Below are 19,040 nucleotides of genomic sequence, written 5' to 3' on the forward strand. Positions count from 1 at the left end.
CCACCGCGTCTCTGCCCACCGGACTGCACCTCGAAGCTCGCTCTCGTCTTCACCCCTCCGCATTGATCAAAGGAGATCGGATGCGCACCCTACGACGCACGGGCAGAGCCCTGCTCGCCCTCGCGCTTTCCCTGCCGGCGCTCACCCTGGTCGCAGGTCCGGCCACCGCCGCGCCCGCTCCGCTGGTCGGCGTGGCCTCGAACCGCTGCCTGGACGTGGTCGGTGGGTCGAGTGCCGATGGCGCGCTGGTGGACATCTGGGACTGCAACGGTCAGTCGAACCAGGGTTGGGAGTTCTCCGCGGCCGGTGAGCTGCGGGTCTTCAACGGTGGTCGGTGCCTGGACGTGCCGAACTCCGCCACCGCGCCCGGTACCCGTCTCGCGATCTGGTCCTGCACCGGTGGCGCGAACCAGAAGTTCCGGCTGAACTCGAACGGCAGCATCACCGCCACGCAGTCCGGGTTGTGCCTGGACGTGGTCAACCAGGGCACCGCGAACGGCACCGCGGTCGCCCTCTGGAACTGCAACGGCCAGACCAACCAGCAGTGGCGCGCCGGCACGGGGCCGGGCCCCGGGCCGACCTGCTCGGTGAACCCGGTCAACCCCAACGCCACCGCGCAGGCCCGCAAGCTGCTGTGCTACGTCTACTCGCAGTACGGCAACCACATCCTGTCCGGTCAGCAGGAGTCGACCTGGATCGGCGGCCCGGACTACGAGATCAACCACATCCGCAACAACACGGGCAAGTACCCGGCGATCCGGGCGTTGGACTACGGCGACTCGAAGGACTACGCCTCCCGTGCGATCGCGTGGTGGAACGCGGGCGGTATCCCGATGGTCGGCTACCACATGGGCGCCCCCACGCATCCCGACACCTATGAGGGCACCCAGCAGACCGTGTCCATCAACGCGGTCCTGACGCCGGGCACGGCCCAGTACAACTCGTTCATCCAGCGGCTCGACGGCGCGGCGGCCTCGTTGCAGCAGCTGGAGAACGCGGGCGCGGCGGTGATCTGGCGGCCGTTCCACGAGGCCGGTGGCACGTGGTTCTGGTGGAGCAAGGAGGGCGGCGCGCAGTACAACCGGCTGTGGCGCTTCATGTTCAACTACTTCACCAACACCAAGGGCTTGAACAACCTCGTCTGGTTGCACGGCTACAACGGTCAGCCGCAGGCGTCGTTCTACCCGGGCAAGTCGGTGGTGGACATCGGCGGCGCGGACACGTACGCGGGCAATGGCAACTACGACCCGCTCAACGCGATGTACAACTCGGTGCGCAACATCGTCGGCTCCACGCTGCCGATCGCGCTGCACGAGAACGGCCCGATCCCGGACCCGGACCGGTTGCAGTCCACCGGTACGCGGTGGGTGCTGTTCGGAACGTGGCACGGCAACCACCTGACCGTCAGCAACTCCATCGCCCACCTGCAGAAGGTCTACAACCACAGCTACGTCGTCACCCGCGACGAGCTGCCCAACCTGAAGTAGTGCCACGACCGGCCGGTGTCGCCCGTCGACCAGACGGGCGACACCGGCCGGTCGTGCGACTCGTCGGCTCCGATCCGCCACAGCGAGACGTTGGTCGTCTCGCTGTTCTACTCGGTGTCGGCGGCTGGTATCCGGGCACAGCAGACGGTGGACGCGTTGGCCGTCATGGTCTCCGCGCCTCGGCCGTGTCCGGCTGCCCGGCCGGCGCCGCGTCGAGGTCGGCGAGTTGTCGTCGCACGCGCTCGGCGTCGGTGTGGCGGCCCTGCTGTCGGTAGAGGTCCAGCGCTTCCTGCCAGACGGCGGAGGCCCGGATGTGGTCGCCGAGGGCGCTGTAGGGGTGGCCGAGGTTGTTCAGGGTGTCGGCGGCCTCGGTGGTGTTGCCGACGGTGCGGTACAGGGCCAGCGCCTGCTCGTAGTGCTCGATGGCCCGGTGGTGGTGGCCGGTGTGGTGCTCGATCCAGCCGAAGCTGTCCAAGGTGTCCGCCTCGCCATCGGGGTCCTCGTGGCGGCGGTAGAGGTCGAGGGCGGCCTGGCAGTGCTTGCGGGCGTAGTCGTACTCGCCGACTCGGGCGGCGTGCCAGCCGACCATGTTGAGCGCGGTGGCTTCCCACACCGGTTGGTCGAGGGCGCGGAAGAGGTCCAGCGCGTGCTGGGCGTGCTCCAGGGCCTTGTGGTCGTCGCCGTGCTGCTCCCAGGCCCAGGTGAGGGCGTGCTGGGTGTGGGCCTGCTGGGTGAGGTCGTGGTGCTGCCGGGCGAGGTCGAGGGCCTGGTGCAGGTTGGTGATGGCGAAGTCGTGCCGCTCCAGTTCGGCGAGGGCGTGGCCGAGGAGGCGGTGGGCGAGGATTCGGGCGCCGGGGTCGGGCAGGTGGGTGGCGGCGTCGGCCGCGGCCTGCCACACGGCGAGGTCGTCGTGGATGTGCCCGCGCAGGCGGTGGAAGGAGGCCAGGGCCCAGGCGATCTGCCACACGGTCCGGTGGCGGTGGCGGGTGGCGGCGGCGTGCTGGACGGCCAGGAGGTGGAGGTGGTGCGCGTCCATCCAGGCCAGCGCGGCGGCGCGGTCGGGCAACGGGTGGGGGTGGGTTCCGGGAGCGGGCGGGTCGAGTCCGATCGGTGGGCGGTGGGGGTTCAGGAGTCGTTCGGCGGTGTGGGCGGTGTGCAGGTAGAAGTCCGTCAACCGATCCAGCGCGGCCTCCCGCTCCGGCTCGGGCAGGTGGTCGTCGGCGGTGGTGGCGTAGGCCCGGACCAGGTCGTGCATCGCGTAGCGGCCGTGCGGGTGCCGGTCGAGCAGCGAGTGGTCCTCCAGGACGCGCAGCGCCCTGCGCGCCTCGGCCGTGGTCAACCCGGTGAGGGAGACGGCGGCGGGCAGGTCGATGTCGGGGCCGGGCGCCATCCCCAGCAGCACGAACACCGTGCGCTGCCGCGTGGTGAGGTGGTGCAGGGACCAGGACAGCACGGCGGGCAGGCTGGCGGTGACGTCGGTCTCGTGGTCGAGCATGTCCAGGCCCGGCTCGTGCAGTTCCGCGGCCAGCTCGGCCAGTGGGAGCCGCGGGCGGGTGGCGGCGTGCCGCGCGGTGATCGCCAGAGCCAGGGGGTGCCGACCGCACAGCCCGACCAGCTCGTCGACGGCGTCGGGTTCGGCGTCGGTGCGGTGCTCGCCCAGGCGTGACGCCAGCAGGGCACGGGATTCGACGGGGGAGAGGACGCCCAAGGGCAGGTGGTGCGCACCGTGCCGATCCATCAACGACGGCAGGCTGGTGCGGCTGGTGACCAGCACGGTGCACGTGGGGCTGCCCGGGAGCAACGGCACGACCTGGTCGGCGGTGGCGGCGTTGTCCAGCAGCACCAGCACCCGTCGCCCGGCCATGAGGCTGCGGTACAGGGTGCCCGGGTCCGACTGGGCCCGGTCGGGGGTGACGCCCAGGGCGGCGAGGAAGCCGCGCAGCGCGTCGGTCGGGTCGACCGGGTCTCCGGTGGGGCTGAACCCGCGCAGGTCCACGAACAGCTGCCCGTCCGGGAACCGGTGCAGGTTGCGGTGCGCCCAGGACAGCGCGAGCCAGGTCTTGCCGATCCCGCCCACACCACCGATCGCCGAGATCGCCACCGGTCCGGTCGCCGGCACCCCTGCCGCGGCGCTCTCCTCGTGCGGTGCCGTGAGCAGGACGCGGTCGAGTTCGGCCAGTTCGGGGACGCGGCCGGTGAACGGCCTGGGCGCGGTGGGCAGCTGGCGGGGTATCACCGGTTGGCGGTCCGCCTCGGGAGCGGTCAGGGCGAGGTCCGCGGTCAGGATCTGCTGGTGGAGCTGCCGCAGCTCCGGTCCGGGCTCGGTGCCCAGTTCCTCGGCCAGGCGGGTGCGCAGTTGCCGGTACTGGTCCAGGGCCTCGGCCTGACGCCCGGCGCGGTAGAGCGCGAGCATGAACTGGGCGGCCACGTGTTCGTTCATCGGGTGCGCGGCGGCGCGATCGGTGAGTTCGGGTAGCAGCACGGAGTGCCGCCCGAGCCGCAGGGCCAGGTCCAGGCGGTCGACGTCGGCGGCGAACCGCTCCCGCTCCAGCCCGTTGCGCACCGCGGTGGTCCACGGTGTGTCCAGTCCCAGCAGTGCCTCGCCCCGCCACAAACCCGAGGCTTGCTCGGCCAGTTCGAGGGCGCGGGCGTGGTCCGTCTCGGTGCGTGCGAGGGCGACCAGCCGGCGGAACCGGTGCACGTCCACCGCGTCCTCGTCGACGACCATCTCGTACCCGTTCGCCCGGCGCACGATGGTGGCCTGGCGGGTGGCGCGCAGGGCCCGGCGCAGGCGCGACAGGTAGCCGTAGAGGGTGTCCCGGCCGCCGGGCGGTACCCGGTCGCCCCACGCCCGGTCGAGCAGTTGGTCGGTGGACAGCCACTGGTTGGCCTCGATCAGCAGCACCGCCAGCACGCACCGCTGCCGGGCGTGGCCCAGGTCGACCGATCGCTCGCCGATCCTCGCCTGCACCGGACCCAACACGCGGAATTCCACCGCCACCGCGAAACCCCCCTCGACGACCGACCCCTCTGTACCGGTCTAGCAGGGGCGTTCGGCGGTTGCAGGTTTCCCGCAGGTTTTCGTTCGTTCGGTCGAGCAGGGTGGAGGACGTGGCGGTGGAGGTGAACGGGACACCCGGTTCCACGACTGCTCGGGCAGCGGACCGGTGCTCGATCCGGCCAACTGCTGGCTGGTGTCGGTGCTGGTGCCGGACGCCGGGCACTACCTGGAGAACCTGTCGAAGCAGCTGACCGGTACGCCCGGTGCACGCCATCGCCCGATCAAGCGGCCTGCCGGCCAGGTGTGCGGAATCGGCTGCCTACAAAGAGCAAAACCCACTTCGGCTGAACGGGAGTTCGTCATGGAACTGAGCTTCGAGGTCGACGACCTGGTCGTGGACGACCTGTCCGTGACCGTGATGCGTGACGCGGTGGCGTTGCCCGAGGCGGGTGCGTCCGGCGGGTCGTGCTGTGGTGGCAGCTCCTGCTGCTGCTGTCCGAACCCCATGTGAACCAGCCCAGTCAGGAAGGACGTCATGGAACTGAACTTCGAGGTCGATGACCTGGTCTTGGACGACCTGTCCGTCACGGCGATGCGCGACGCGGTCGCGTTGCCCGAGGCGGGTGCGTCCGGCGGGTCGTGCAGTGGCGGCAGCTCCTGCTGCTGCAGCGTGCAGCCGCCGGACCCGACCTTCTGAGAAGGGAGCACGTCGTGGAGTTGACCTTTGACGTCGAGGACCTGGTCCTGGACGAACTGGCGGTGACCACCATCGGTGGCACGGCCTTCACCGACGGCGCCGTCCCGGCGTCGTGCTCGTGCTGCAGCGTCGAGACACGGGCCTGAGCCAGGTCGGGTGTTCCACGTCGGGGGCGTCGGTCACGGCGCCCCCGACCACCACCAGTTCTCCGGAGGAACAGCGATGGCCGGTCTGACCACCGAGCTGGCGCCGTACGCGATGGTGCGCGTGGCGGCACTGCCCCATCCCGCGCCACCGGCCGGCGCGGCGGGTTTCCGGGCGGCGATGGCCGCCGCGGTCGCCGCGCACGCCCGGGTCCGGGAGCTCGCGCCGCTGGTGGCCGACGCGCTGCACGACAGCGCGGCCGACCACCCGCCCGAGTTCCACCGGCGGGTCGTGCTGCCGCTGCGGCGCGACGTGCACAACGACCGCGTGCCCCGCCCCGCGCTGCTGGCCGAGCTCGGGCGGCTGCCCGACCGGGTTCCGCTGGTGGCGCGGTGGCTGGCCGGGCGAGCCGCCCTCGACACCGCCCTCGACGCGGCGCTGGCCGCGTGGCCGGACGCGCTGGCCGCCGAACGCGCCGTGCTCGCGCAGACGTGCCGGGCGGAGCCGCTGCGGCTGGCCGGGGTGGTGACCGGTGCCGACCTGCTGCACGGCCTGGCGCGCACGGCGGAGGGAGGCGGCACGCCCGATCGCAAGGCCCGCAAAGCGGAGGCCACGGTGCTGCGGTACGCGTTGCGCGCCACGGCCAAGACCAGCCCGCTGTCCTGGTACACCCACGTCGGGTGGGGCACTTGGGGCGATGGGCCGTTGCCACGCCAGGAACCGGTGTCGCACACGCAGGTGAACCGACTGCTGCTGACCCGGTTGACCACCGCCTTCCGCGACCGCCCGCACCGGCCCGCACCGGGCCTGCGCGAACAGGACGGCCGCCTGGTGTTCCGCCGGGACGTCCCGGTCGCCGCGCCGTCCGCCGCCCTGCCGTCACGGATCCACGCCACCCGCGAGGAGCAGGTGGACGTGGCGGTGACGGGTCCGCTGCGGTTCGTGGTGGCGACCGCACGGGCCGCCGGACCCGAGGGCATCACGCCCGGCGCGCTGGCCGACGCGCTCGCTGTCAAGCTGACCGCGCCGGACCCGGCCACCGCCGCCCGCGCCTATGTCGACCGGATGCTCGACATCGGCCTCCTGGTGCCCATCGAGCCAGTGCACCCCCAAGACCCGGACGCGCCGATGGCGCTCGCCGAGTGGCTGCGCGAGCACGGCGAGCACGACGTGGCGGACCGCCTGACCCGGCTGGCGACGACCACGGCCGCGTTCGCCGCCGCCGACCCGCCCGCCCGGGCCGCGGCCGCCACCGAGCTGGCCGAAGGCTGGCGCGACCTCGGCGAACGGGTCGGGGTCGAGCTGTCCGGGATCTCGCCGGTGCTGGAGGACGTGGTCCTGCCTGAGCCGGTACCGGTGCCCACCACGGGCACCGACACGGTGACCCGCTTGACCTCGCTGCTGGTCCTGTTCGACCAGCAGGTGCTGTTGCGCAGGCTGGTGCGCAACCGGTTCGTCGAGGCGGTCGGCCCCGGTGGCGTGGCCTCGCCGGCGGAGTGCGCGGTCTTCCTGTCCGGCGCCTGGCAGGACGCCACGAAGAACATCCGCGCGGTCACGGACCCGGAGATCCTCGCGCTGCTGGAGATCCGCGCGAAACTCGCGGCGGAGGCGGCGGCTCGGGAGGACGGCGTGCTGTCGGACGACCTGCTGGAGGAGGCGGCCCACCACGTGCCGGGCTGGCTGCGTCGGCCCGGTTCGTACTCGTTCTTCGGCCAGCCGACGCGGGACGGGCGGTTGGTGGTCAACCACGTCTACTCCGGCTTCGGCAAGTTCACCAGCCGGTTCCTGGGCCTGCTCCCCGGTGCGCGGGACCAGGTGGCCGCGCAGCTGCGGCGGGTGCTCGGCGCGCGGTTCGCGCAGTACCGCCCGGTGCTCGGGTTCAACGCCAACCTGCACCCGATGCTGGGCGGGCCCGAGATCGGCGACGACCACCGGTGGGCCGACCTGCTGGCCGACGAGCTCCAGGTCCGGCACGACCCGGGCGCCGACGAGATCAGGGTGTTCCACCGCGACGAGCCGCTGGACGTGCTGTACCTGGGATTCCTGATACCGCTGGTGCTGCCCGACCGGCACATCCCGCTGTACTCGGACCTGGCGTGCGGCTGGATCCAGCTCGACGCGCTGCGGTCGCGCGAGGAGGACGGCGGTGTGGTGGCGCGCGGCGGGCTGCGCTACCGCGACGTGGTGCTGGCCCGCCGCTCGTGGGACTTCCCCACGGCGCCGGAGCTGCCCGCCGAGGAATCGGTCGCACCCGCCGTCGCCCGGTTGCGCGCCCGGCACGGGCTGCCGGAGCACGTGTTCGCGGGCCCCCTCCTGCCGTCCGGGGCCGCCGATTTCCTGCAACGCGCGCTCACCTCGGCCAAGCCGCAGTACGTCGACCTCGGCAACGCCCTGCACCTGCGCTGCCTGCCCCGGCTGCTGGCCCGGTTCCCGGACGGGGCGCGGCTGACCGAGGCGCTGCCCGTGCCGGGGGCGCAGTCGCCCGGCGACCGGGTGCTCGAAGTGATCGCCGAAACGTACTGGAGGGCCACATGACCGATGTCGTCTGCTACTACTACGACCCGGTGAAGATCCCGTTGCTGCGCGACGCGGTGTTGCCCGCGCTCGCGGAAGCGCGGGCGGCGGGCGCCGAAGGGCACCTGGAGCGGCACTGGCTGCACGGCCCGCACGTCCGGGTGCGCATGGACGGTCCGGACGACGTCGTGCAGGCGGTGGCCGACCGGCTGCGCGCCCACCTCGCCCAGCGTCCCTCCACAGTGGACATCACGGCCACCGAGCTGCTGGCGAGGTCGCGGCGCAACGGTGTCACCGAGCTGGTGCGGCCACCGTACGAGCCGATCCACCCGGACAACACGGTCGTCGTGGAGCCGACCGACACCACCTCGGTGCGCGAACTGCACGGCTCGGACGTGCTGGTGGACCTGCGCACCCGCACGTTGCGGCTGGGCGTGGCGGCGGTGCGGGAGGCCGTCGCCACGGACCGCACGTCGGCCGGGCGGGTCGAGCTGGCGTTGACCGCGATGGCGGCGCACGCGTCGCGGTACCCGGGCGGCCTGGTCACCGGCTACCACTCGTTCCTGTCCCACCTGGAGGACTTCCTGACGGTCAACGACCCGGACGGCGTGCTGCGCGCCCGGTTCGAAGAGCTGTGGCGGCGCAACGCCGACAAGGCCGTGGCCACGGTGCGGGCCGTGCACGACGGCGCCCTCGACACCGAGTGGACGACGTGGACCGTGCGCAGCCGTGAGCTGATCGAAGAGGTCTACGACCGCGGTGAGCTGCCCACGGTGTACAACCAGAGCCACGGCGAGGTCGCGTTGGAACTGGGCGACGAGAAGGCGATCCGCCGCTGGCACCGGGACCACCGCACGGACTTCAGCGAGTACCACCGGGCGGTGCAGCGGGTGGACCTGGACCACCCGCTGTTCCAGCGCCCGGTCACGGTCTACCGGTTCGGCACGAACATGCTCTACCAGCTGCTGGTCGTGTGCGACGTGACGCCGGTCGAGCGCTACCTGGCGGCGAAGCTGCTGGCCGAGGCGGCGCAGCGCATCACCGGCGTCACGTGGTCGACGCAGCTCGCGGAGCTGTCCGAGGTCGGCCGGTGAGCGGGGAGCTGCTGCGCCTGCGCCCGATCGCGCACGCCAGCCCGACCGACACCGGCCTGCACGTGCGGGGCTGGGCGTCCAGCTTCAGCCTCGACGGCGGCAAGGGCCTGTGGACGCTCTGGCAGCGGCTGGCCGGTCCGTTGACCACAGGTGTGCCACCGGAGCAGCTGACCGTGCCGGAGCACGCGCCACCCGCGGTGGCGGCGGCGCTGGAGCTGATCATCGGTCAGCTGCACGAGCACGACCTGTTGGTCCGGGTGCCCGCCTCCTGGGACGCGGACGGTCCGCCCGAGCACATCGCGCGGTGGCTGGAGTCGGTCGCGGAGAAGCCGGCGCGGGCGTGGGAGCTGTTGTGCGAGGGCACGGTGGCTGTCGTCGGGTCCGGGGCCCTGGCGGCGGGTGCGCACCGGGCGTTGACGGCCACCGGTTTGGCGGTGCCCCCGGTCGAACCGGGGCCTGGCCTGCTGTTGGTGTGCGGCGGGCATGCGGTGGCTGCCGGGTGTGCGGCCGACGTGGGGTTCGTCGTCGCGCCCGGCAAGCGTGGGGATGTGCTGGCCGACGCCGAGGCCGTCGCCCACCGCTTGGACGGGTCGGCGGGTGAGCCGCCGGAGGTGTTGGCGGTACTGGTCGGCTCGGCCGCCGCACACCGGTTGGTGTGCGCGGTCGCCGAGCTGCCCGACCCGGCTCGGGAGGTGGTGAACATGTGGCGCGACTCGGTGCCTCCCGGTCCGGTGCACCAACCGGTGTTCGTCGCGCGGACGGACCCGTTGCGGGGGGAGTACCACCCGTGGCTCTCGGCGGTGCGCCCGGTGTCGCCCGATGGTCGGGTCGTCGAGGTGTTGGGGGATGCCGAGCTCGGGCCGGTGCCCGCACCGGAAACCGAGGACCTGCCCCAGCTTCCGGTGAAGCTGGCGAGGTCCGGTGACGCGGTCGGCTTCGGCACCACCGAGCAGTCCGCCCGCCTGGACGCCATGCTCCGCGCCGCACACCGGCTCGCCCCGGACACCGCGGTGGTCGGCGCGGACCGGGTCCACGCCCTCGGCCTGGCGTTGCGGACCGCCGCCCGGTCGCTGCCGGGCACACCGGTCGAGCCGGACACCTGGCAGACGGACCCGACCGCACGGCGGTGGTGGAAGGCCGTGGTCCTGCGGTTCGCGCTGCCCGCCGAGGTGGAGGTGGAGCGGCTCGGTGACGAGGTGGTCCGGGCCGTGGTGCGGTCGGGGGGTGTCGAGCTGTCCTGGGCGATCGAGGCGAGTGCCGCCGATGCGGTGGCCTTCGCGGCGATGGCGGCGGCGGGCCGGGCCCAGGCAGGGGAGGCCCGACCGGCTGCTGCGCGGGTGGGCGCTCCGGCGGCGGACCGAGCGGATGTGGGTGGCGCGGTGGCGGCTGCCGCGGTGGCGGCCGAGGCGCGGGCCGGTGGCGCGAAGGTGACGGCGGGCCTGGCGCGGGGTGGCGCGGTGGCGGGTCGTGCCGAGGTGGAGCCGGTCGTGTTGTCCGGTGCGTTTCCGGTGGAGGAGCCGAACACCGCCGGCGTCCCCTGGACCGAACGAGCCTGGTACTGGCCGTACGGGTTGCGTGACGGGGAGGAGGCGCTGCAAAGCCGGTTGCAGCAGCTCCTGGGCATGACCGAGGTCAAGCAGGTGGCGTTGGGACCGGTGTTGCAAGCCGCCGGGCTGGTCGCGTTCGCGGTTCCGGAGGTGGGTCGGTGAGCGTGGTGGAGTTGACCGGCTACACCATCGGCGACCTGGCGCGCGTCGGTACGGACGCGGTGGTGTTGCCGATCCGGCACGATGGCGCGTTGACGCTGCTCGGCCCCGTCGTCGGAGGCGGTGGGCCGGGCGTGTGCCTGGTGTGCGCGGAGGACACCCGGTTGGCCGCGCAGAGCACCGCCGTGCCGCGCCGCGACGAGGACCTGCGGCTGGGTGGCGTGCCGTCCCCGGTCCACGGTCCACTGATCGCCGCCCTGACCGACCGCGTGCTGGCCGACCCGGACGCGTACCGGGACCGCGTGCTGGCCGTGCGGACCGACCTGAGCACCGTGAGCGAGCACCGGGTACGCCCCCGCCCCGACGGCTGCCCGGTGTGCGCGCCGCTGCCCGACGACACCGCCGAATCCGCCGCGGTCGTCCGCGAACCCGTGCCCGTAGCACCGGGAACGCTGCGCGGGGTGAACCCGCTGACGGACGGTGACGCGCTGTTCGACGCACTGGTGGACCAGCGGCACGGTCCTGTGGTGGGACTGTCCCACATCGGTGATCTGTCACTGCCCGCCGTCAGCGCGCGGATCGTGACCGATGGTGAGGGCGTGCAGGCGGGCTTCGGCCGGACCGGGACGTTCGCGGCGTCCGAGCGGGTGGCGTTGTTCGAGTCGGTGGAACGGCTCGCCGGCCTGCGTCCGCGGCGCACCAGGACCGTGCTGGAGGCGTCGTTCGCCGAGCTGGGCCCGGACCGGGCGGTCGAGCCGACCCGTCTCGGCCTGCCGGACATGCCGTCGCCGCACGTGGTTCCCTACACCCCGGACGCACGCACGCGCTGGGTGCACGGGTGGTCCTACCCGAGAAGCACCGCCGTCGCGGTGCCCGAGCACGTCGTCTACTGGGGCCGCACACCCGGACCGCGGTTCGTCAGCGAGACGTCCAACGGCTGCGGCACCGGCAACAGCCTCACCGAAGCCGTGCTGTACGGGCTGTTCGAGGTCGCCGAACGGGACGCGTTCCTGATGGCCTGGTACCAGCGGACGCCGTTGCCCAGCCTCGAAGTGCGCGACGAGCTGACGACGCACCTGTCCGACCGGCTGGAGCAGCTGGGCTACCGGCTGGAGTGCTACGACGCGACCAACGACCTGGCGGTGCCCGCGGTGCTGACCATGGCCCGCTACACCGGCACCGATTCGGCCGCGCCACGGGTGTTCTTCGCCGCGGGCGCGGGCGCGGACCCGGACGCCGCGCTGCGGTCGGCGGCGGTGGAGGTGGCGGTGGACGTCGAGTCGGCGGCCAAGCGCGCCCGCACCGACCCGGCGGAGCACGACCGGGAACGGCTGCTGGGGCTGCTGCGCGAACCGGAGCTGATCCGCACCATGGAGGACCACGTCGCGGTCAACGGCCTGCCCGAGGCCGCGGACCGCCACGACTTCCTGCGCCCGACCGACCCGGTGCCGCCGACCCGACCGGACGTGCCGCTGGACGACCTGGACGCGCTGCTGGAGCACTACGTGACCGCGTGGGCCGCGTTGGACCTGGAGGTGATCGCGGTGGACCTGACCGATCCGGTGGAGCGCGACCGGCTCGGCCTGCACTCGGCGAAGGTCATCGTGCCGGGCACCCTGCCGATGACGTTCGGCGAGCGCAACCGCCGCACCCACGGCATACCCCGGCTGCGCCCGACCGGTCCGCTGCTGCCCCACCCGTTCCCGTGACCGCCGCCGACGCGCTGGCCACGGCCTACCGGCACGGTCCCGGTCGGGTCATCGGGAAAGGCCCGACACCACGCCTGCCACCTCCCGCGCCGGCGACCCGGGTCCCGCTGACCGACCTGGCGGCCGGAGGTCGGTTCGGGGCGGCGCTGGCGCACCTGCTGACGGACGTGGCCACGCCGAGGCGGTGGGAGCCATGGAACCAGTACAACGACCACCGCGCCTACCCGTCCGCCCGGTCGGCGTTCCCGGTGGACGTGGTGCTGGTCGCGGACGGCGGTGCGTGGCCGCTGGACCCGGTGCGCCGGGCGCTCGTCGGCGGCGCGCCCGCACGGCTGGGCTCGTCCGTCCGGCTCGACCTCGTGCGCCGTCGTGAGCGGTTCTCGACGGGGTACGGCGAGTTCGCCGACGTGCTGGTCGAACTGGAGGTCGGGCACCTCATCGCGGCGCTGGCGGACCACGCGGCACAACTGGGCCTGCGGGCGCAGGTGGGTGGCGACGGCCTGGTGGTGTCCTCGGACCGCGAGACCGGAGAGCCGGGGCCGCGCCCGCCGGTGCGCAGCAGCGGGTTCGGACCGCGCGGCGTCTCCGCCGATCCCCGGCCGCTGCCCGCGTCGGCGTTCCACGCGGTGGCCACCGCCCTCCCGCGACCCGCGAACCTGCGGCACCGGCTGGCCGTGCACAACGTCGTGGGCGTGCCGGACGGGTGGTACGACGGGCCGCGACTGATCGCGGAAGGGCCCGCGATGGACCAGGTCCGGGCCACCTACGGACACGCGCCGAACATCGTGGACGTCGGCAGCGCGAACCTGGCGCTGGTGATCACCGGTGACCCGGCGGACGCCGTGGCCGCCGAAGGACCCGATGGCTACCGCGGGCTGCTCCGGGCCGCCGGCGCCTGCGCCCAACGCGTCTGCGCGGCCACCGCCGAGGCCGGCCTGTTCTGCCGCCCGGTGCGCAGCGTCCACGACGAGGACCTGGAGGCGCTGGTCCGCGCCCCGGCCGGGCACACCGTGCTCTACCTGCTGGTCGCGGGCCGTCCACGCGCGACCGGGTTCACCTACGACCTGACCCCGCTGGAGGCGTGACATGACGTGGACCGGGCTGCACGTGCGGTTGTCGTGGCAGGTCGAGCACGTCGACGCGTTCATCACCGACGTGCTCGCGCCCGTGATGGCCGAACACCGCGCCGCGGGCCGGATCGCCGACTGGTTCTTCATCCGCTACTGGCACACCGGCCCGCACCTGCGCATCCGGCTGCGTGACGCGGCCGGGCACGCGGACCTGATCGCCGAGCAGCTGAGGGACGCGGTCGCGGCGGCGGACCACCCGGAACTGGAGCTGGACCCGGACGGCTACTACGACTCGGTCGGCACGGGACGCGACACCTGGCTGCCGCACGGCGATGTGCGGGAAGTGCCCTACGAACCGGAGGTGACGCGTTACGGCGGCCCGGACGCGCTGCCGGTCGCCGAGGAGGTGTTCTGCCGCAGCACGGACGTCGTGGTGGCGGTGCTGCGCGCGGCCCGCACACCCCAGGCCAAGCTCAGCGCCGCCGTGGAACTGGTGATGGCCACGACCACCGCGCTGGGCCTGGACCGCCCGGCGGCGGCCGCGTGGTTGCGCGGCATGGGCGCGGCATGGCGGCTGCGCTACGAGCCGGCCACCGCGCCGACGATGTCGTCCCACGTGGCCGCGCACCGGCTGCACGCCACGCGTGCGGCGCGCCTGAGCGCTCGCTGGGAACACCTGGAGTCCGCGCCGACCGGTGCGGTGGCGTACTGGATGCGGCAGGTGCGCACCGACCTGCCGCGGCACGTCTGGGCCTCCCAGCTGCACATGCTGCTCAACCGGCTCGGCATCGCCCCGGACGAGGAACGCACGCTGTGCTGGCTGGTCGCGGCGACCGCGCTCGCGCCGACCGGCGTAGCGGACTTCCACGCTGACGGCGGTGACGCGTTCGACCGCCGGTACCTGGAGGCCAGCAAGTACCGCCCGCACGCCGACGAGCAACTGCCGCGCAAGGACGGCAGCGCCCGCGAACGGCCGGCGCTGCTCCCGTGGCAGCGGGTGGTGCGGCTGCCGGACCCGCCGGAGCCGACGACGTCGTTGGTGTCGGCACTGCGGAGCAGGCGCACCGGCCGGGGCGACCAGCTGCGGGGACCGCTGGACGCCACGCGGTTGGCGGCCTTGCTGTGGGCCGCCCACGGCAGCACGTCGGACGGCAGGCGGCCGTACCCCAGCGCCGGCGCCCTCTACACCGCACGACTGCGGCTGCTCGCCCTGTCCGTCGACGGCCTGGTACCGGGCGTCTACGACGTGGACGAGGTCAACCGGCAGTTGGTCACGGTGACACCCGCACCGGAGATCGGCGACGTGGAGGCGACGTCGAGCTGGTTCGGCGAGGGCGCCGCGCTCGCCGGAGGCGTGGACATCGCCACCACGCCGGCGCTGCTCGGCCTCTACGTGCGGATCGGCGAGCTGCGCCGCGACTACGGGCTGCGGGCGGTGCGGCTCGGCTTCACCGAGGCCGGCCACCTCGCGCAGAACCTCACCCTGGTCGCGGCCGGCCTGTCGTTGTCGATGGGTGTCCTCGGCGGTTTCTACGACGACCTGGCACACGACCTGTTCAGCCTGGACGGCGTGGACGACACCCTGGTCTACCTGATGCCCGTGGGTTCCGCGGACCGTTGCGCTGTCCGGCCGACGCCGCCGCAGGCGCACGGGGACTATCGTTGATCGATCCAGTACCACTTCAGGACATCCTCGCAACGGAGCGATCATGCCCGACTTACGCACATCGCTGGCCGTGTTGGCGCTCGCGACAGCCCTGCCACTGGCCACCACTCCCGCGGCGGCCGCGTCCGCCACGCACGTCATCGCCGAACTGCAGGGCGTCGCAGGTCTGCCCGGCACCCTCGGCTACCACCCCACCGGTGTCAACGACCTCGGCCAGATCATCGGCAGCGCCCAGGGTGACGGGCTGACGCGCGCGGTGCTGTGGGCGCCGCGCGGCGGTGCGACCGATCTCGGCCCCGGTCTGGCCGGCGCGATCAGCCAGAGCGGCAAGGTGCTCGGGCTGACCTCTGACGGCGTGCCGGACACGCAGAAGCCGTGGGTCTGGTCCGAGGGCCGGCGGAAGGCCATCACCCCTCCGGGAGCCGCGTGGGCGCTGGCGCAGGTGATCAACGACGACGGCAGCGTGCCGATGTCGTACGCCACGTCGCCCCGGGGCGAGCAGCGCGCCACCGTGTGGGACGGCGAGCGGCACGTGGAGCTGCCGGTGGCTGGTGATCACGTGTCGACGTACGCGATCAACAACGCCGGTGTCGTCGCGGCCGGCTACGCCTCCGCCTCCTACCAGCAGTTCGCCGCGCTCCGCTGCGCAGAGGGCGCGTGCACGGAGTTGCTCCCCGGTCCGGGCTACGGCACGTACGACCCGGAGGCGATCAACGAGGCCGGCGTGATCGTCGCCAACCGGGGCATGGTGGCGCTGCGCTGGGACGGCGAGGAGATGACCGTCCTGTCGGAGAGCGGCCGGCTCGCCCACGGCGAGCAGTCCCTCAACGAGCGCGGCGACGCGGTCGGCTGGGTGCTGGACAACGGCATGTCCCGCGCCGTGCTGTGGCCCGCCGGCGGCAAGCAGGTCGACCTCGGCGTACCCGACAACTCCGTGGCGACCGCGATCAACGAGCGCGGCGACATCATCGGCCACACCTCGACGCCGGACTACTCGTCGACCCGCGTGTTCCTCTGGCGCGACGGGCAACTCACCTACCTCGACTCGCTGGGCGGCGCCTACAGCACACCGGTCGCACTGAACAACCACGGCGTCGTCGTCGGTCGCAGCACCACCGCAGACGGCACCTGGAAGGGCGTCCGCTGGACCCCGGTCACCACCACCCTGTCCCACTGACGCGCGCCGGCCGCCCCGGGCGCTCGCGGCCCCTGGCGGCCGGTCAGGTCATCCGCACGTTGCGGCCGGATCAACAGGCCGACTCGATGGACGCGCTGTCGGCCATCCGCGACGTGCTCGACAACCCTGTTCAGTCGGGCGACTGATGTGGCCGGTACGTACGTCAGTCACGTGACGGAGGCGGGCGTCGGTGCGATCTTCCTAGGCTCTGGCCATGTCGAAGACAGTGTTGGTCACCGGCGCTTCCACCGGAATCGGCCGGGCCACCGCCCTCCTGCTGGCCCGTGAAGGCTTCACCGTGCACGCCGGAGTCCGCAAGGACGTCGACGGCGAGGCCCTCGGTCCGACTGTCGTCCCGATCAGGCTCGACGTCACCGATCCCGGTCAGATCGCGTTGGCGGCAGAGGAGATCGGCGGCCTGGACGCCCTGGTCAACAACGCGGGCATCGGTGTCACCGGCCCCCTCGAGTTCGTCTCCATGGATGCTTTGCGCCTGCAGTACGAGGTCAACGTCTTCGGCCAGATCGCGGTCACCCAGGCCATGCTGCCGAAGCTGCGCAAGTCGCAAGGCAGGCTCGTCACCATCGGCTCGGTCGGCGGCTGGATCACCCTGCCCTTCGGTGGTCCGCTCTGCTCCTCCAAGCACGCCATCCGCTCCCTCAACGACGCCCTGCGCATGGAGCTCAGGCCGCACGGCGTGACGGCGGTCCTCGTCGAGCCAGGCTCGATCCACACCGACGCGGTGGACAAGCTGGCGGATGAGGTCGAACCACGACTGGCCTCCCTCGGCGCCGAGGGCAGGCGCCTGTACGGCGCCGCCTACCGGACCATGGTCACCAGTGGTTTGAAGGAGGAGCGTGCCGGTTCCAGCCCCGACGTGGTCGCCCGCGCGGTCCTGCACGCCCTGACGGCGCGCAAGCCGCGTTCCCGTTACCCGGTCGGCAAGAAGTCGCGGCTGATGAGCACCCTCGGCCGCGTCGTCCCCCAGTACACCCTCGATGCCCTGCGCCTGCGTGCGCTGGGTCTGTCCTGAACGGAGCACGTCATGACCCAGCTCGCCGGAGCCGAGGCCCTGACCGCCCTCGATCCCGTCTTCGCCCAGTTCGCCGTCGGCGCCGGGCACAACCTGTGGGGCCTGACCCATCTGACGATGCGCGAGAAGGCCTTCGTCTGCCTGACCGCCGACCTGTGCCACCCCCACCTGGACCTGCCGATGGCCATGCACGTGCGGATGGCCCTGGACAACGGTGTGGACGCCGAGTCGATCAGGGAGCTCTACCGCCACCTGGCCCCCTACGTGGGTTACCCGATCCTGGTCCCCGCCTTCCAGCGCCTGGCCGAACTCGGCCTGCCCGAAGCGGAGGACACCACGCCGGTCGAACCGGTGCCGCCGGCCGGGCCGCTGGCCAGGGCGGTCCGCGACCTGGAGGCCCTCGATCCCGGGTTGGCCGCCTTCACCGAGGACCAGTTCGCGGGGCGCTGGGCCCGCTCGCACCTCAGCGTCCGCGAGCGGGCCATCGCCTGCCTGACCGTGGACGCCTTCTACCAGACGCTGGGCGGATCCCTGCGCCTGCACGCCGCCCTGGCGCGAGCCGCCGGGGCGACCGAGGAAACCTTTCGCGACTTGATCCGCGGCCTCGCCGAGTTCGGGCTCGCCCGAGCCTGGGCCACCGCGTCGGCCCTGCTTCCCCGGCGCGTCACCGACTGACGGTCGTGGCGGAGTTCGGGCCGCAGGGCCGGACCGCACAGCCCGAGTGGGCGACCGAGGTGATGCGCGCCTGCTACTGACCGGTCAGGCGCGGCGGTGATCTTCCTTGAGGTCTTCACGTACACCCGGATGTGTGGCAGGTGCGCCGGTTGAGCTAGCTCACCTGCGGTCGGAGGCAGCGGCGGAGGAACGCGATCTGGTCGGTGAGGGCGTGCTCGCGGGTGGCCGGGTCGGTGTAGAAGGTGAAGTGCGTGCCGGGGTAGCTGCGCAGCTCCCCGCGCGGGGCTCGCTCCGCCAGCGCCCGGGTCGTCTCGATGGGCGTCTCGTGGTCGTCGGCCGCGACGCAGACCAGCAGCGGCATGGTCAGCCGGGCGGCGGCCCGGTCGGGGTGGTAGCGCATCATGCTCAGCAACGCCCGTGGGGCGACGCTGTTGCGCCACAGGGAGGTTGCCTCACCGCCGGTGAGCGTCTTGATGTGCTGCTCGGCCTCGACCGTGGCCGCGACCGCGAGTTCGCCCGGCCGACCGACCATGGGTATGTAGCAGGGGCGCAGGCCGACCTTGCCACGCAGCGCGTCCCAGCCGATGGCTCCCAACAGCCGCAGCGTCTGCCACGTCGAACGTCCCGCCACGCGCTTGGGAAACCCGTTGAACGGGATCTGTGCGACCACCGCGACGATGTCCGGGTCGCCGGCGGCGACGGAGATGGCGTGGGCACCGCCGAGCGAGTTGCCCCACAGCACGACGGCGCCGGGGTCGACGTGTTCGTGGCCGCGGGCGAACGCGATGGCCGCCCGCAGGTCCTCCTGCTGACCGTCGATGTCGGCGAGCTGGCGTGGCTCGCCGGCGCTCTCACCGAAGCCGCGGTAGTCGAACACGAGGGCCGCCATGCCCTCGGCGGCGAACCGCTCGGCATGCGGGAACAGCCGGTCCATCGTCCCGCTGAACCCGTGGCCCAGCACGACGCAGGGCAGCTGCCTGTTCGGTGCGGCCGGCAGGTAGAGGTATCCCGCGCAGGTGGTGCCACGGGACTCGAAGGCGACCTTGATCCGCTCGTTCATGGCTCTC

At 72.8% G+C, this 19,040-nt stretch carries 15 protein-coding genes; 13 read left to right on the forward strand and 2 right to left on the reverse strand.

Features of this window, described 5'->3' with window-relative positions:
* Positions 1 to 80: 80 nt before the first annotated feature.
* Positions 81 to 1,487, forward strand: a complete 1,407-nt coding sequence (locus B0I31_RS37960) for a glycosyl hydrolase (RefSeq protein WP_245950737.1) — start codon at positions 81 to 83, stop codon at positions 1,485 to 1,487.
* 163 nt (positions 1,488 to 1,650) lie between these two features.
* On the opposite strand, the gene B0I31_RS37970 is transcribed toward B0I31_RS37960, so the two are convergent.
* On the reverse strand, positions 1,651 to 4,470 hold the full coding sequence (locus B0I31_RS37970) for an AfsR/SARP family transcriptional regulator (protein WP_245950739.1): 2,820 nt from the start codon (positions 4,468 to 4,470) through the stop codon (positions 1,651 to 1,653).
* A gap of 184 nt (positions 4,471 to 4,654) precedes the next feature.
* Here B0I31_RS37970 and B0I31_RS42370 point away from each other — a divergent pair, with 184 nt between their 5' ends.
* The 12 genes from B0I31_RS42370 to B0I31_RS38025 all read left to right on the forward strand — a co-directional run bounded on the left by B0I31_RS42370 (position 4,655) and on the right by B0I31_RS38025 (position 17,973).
* Complete coding sequence (locus tag B0I31_RS42370) at positions 4,655 to 4,999, forward strand: thiazolylpeptide-type bacteriocin (protein ID WP_245950741.1); 345 nt, start codon at positions 4,655 to 4,657, stop codon at positions 4,997 to 4,999.
* Between the two features lie 24 nt (positions 5,000 to 5,023).
* The gene (locus B0I31_RS37980; protein ID WP_106620215.1) at positions 5,024 to 5,185 is read left to right on the forward strand and encodes a thiazolylpeptide-type bacteriocin; all 162 of its coding nucleotides are present in this window, start codon (positions 5,024 to 5,026) and stop codon (positions 5,183 to 5,185) included.
* Positions 5,186 to 5,199: 14 nt separating this feature from the next.
* A complete protein-coding gene (locus B0I31_RS42830; RefSeq protein WP_281262342.1) occupies positions 5,200 to 5,331 on the forward strand; it encodes a hypothetical protein in 132 nt (43 codons plus the stop codon).
* Between the two features lie 76 nt (positions 5,332 to 5,407).
* Positions 5,408 to 7,864: a lantibiotic dehydratase gene (locus B0I31_RS37985; protein ID WP_106620216.1), complete on the forward strand. Its 2,457-nt coding sequence runs from the start codon at positions 5,408 to 5,410 to the stop codon at positions 7,862 to 7,864.
* Positions 7,861 to 8,937, forward strand: coding sequence for a lantibiotic dehydratase C-terminal domain-containing protein (locus B0I31_RS37990; protein WP_106620217.1), 1,077 nt, complete (start codon positions 7,861 to 7,863; stop codon positions 8,935 to 8,937). Before B0I31_RS37985 ends, B0I31_RS37990 begins: the two co-directional genes overlap by 4 nt.
* A complete protein-coding gene (locus tag B0I31_RS40220) occupies positions 8,934 to 10,646 on the forward strand; it encodes a hypothetical protein (protein ID WP_146174107.1) in 1,713 nt (570 codons plus the stop codon). The genes B0I31_RS37990 and B0I31_RS40220 overlap by 4 nt, the downstream gene beginning before the upstream one ends.
* Entirely contained in the window at positions 10,643 to 12,352 is a 1,710-nt protein-coding gene (locus B0I31_RS38000) for a TOMM precursor leader peptide-binding protein (protein WP_106620218.1), read from the forward strand. Before B0I31_RS40220 ends, B0I31_RS38000 begins: the two co-directional genes overlap by 4 nt.
* Positions 12,349 to 13,437 carry a nitroreductase family protein gene (locus tag B0I31_RS38005; protein WP_106620219.1) on the forward strand — a complete coding sequence of 363 codons (1,089 nt, stop codon included), beginning with the start codon at positions 12,349 to 12,351 and terminating at the stop codon, positions 13,435 to 13,437. Before B0I31_RS38000 ends, B0I31_RS38005 begins: the two co-directional genes overlap by 4 nt.
* Position 13,438: 1 nt before the next feature.
* Positions 13,439 to 15,088, forward strand: coding sequence for a thiopeptide-type bacteriocin biosynthesis protein (locus B0I31_RS38010; protein ID WP_106620220.1), 1,650 nt, complete (start codon positions 13,439 to 13,441; stop codon positions 15,086 to 15,088).
* A 43-nt stretch (positions 15,089 to 15,131) separates the two neighbouring features.
* Positions 15,132 to 16,265, forward strand: a complete 1,134-nt coding sequence (locus B0I31_RS38015) for a hypothetical protein (protein WP_106620221.1) — start codon at positions 15,132 to 15,134, stop codon at positions 16,263 to 16,265.
* A 214-nt stretch (positions 16,266 to 16,479) separates the two neighbouring features.
* Positions 16,480 to 17,298 (forward strand): SDR family oxidoreductase, encoded by an 819-nt coding sequence (locus tag B0I31_RS38020; protein ID WP_106620222.1) that lies wholly within the window; start codon positions 16,480 to 16,482, stop codon positions 17,296 to 17,298.
* Between the two features lie 12 nt (positions 17,299 to 17,310).
* On the forward strand, positions 17,311 to 17,973 hold the full coding sequence (locus B0I31_RS38025) for a carboxymuconolactone decarboxylase family protein (protein WP_106620223.1): 663 nt from the start codon (positions 17,311 to 17,313) through the stop codon (positions 17,971 to 17,973).
* Positions 17,974 to 18,127: 154 nt separating this feature from the next.
* On the opposite strand, the gene B0I31_RS38030 is transcribed toward B0I31_RS38025, so the two are convergent.
* Complete coding sequence (locus B0I31_RS38030; protein ID WP_106620224.1) at positions 18,128 to 19,033, reverse strand: alpha/beta hydrolase; 906 nt, start codon at positions 19,031 to 19,033, stop codon at positions 18,128 to 18,130.
* Positions 19,034 to 19,040 lie beyond the last annotated feature (7 nt).

The sequence above is a fragment of the Saccharothrix carnea genome, from assembly GCF_003014735.1.
Lineage (GTDB): Bacteria > Actinomycetota > Actinomycetes > Mycobacteriales > Pseudonocardiaceae > Actinosynnema > Actinosynnema carneum.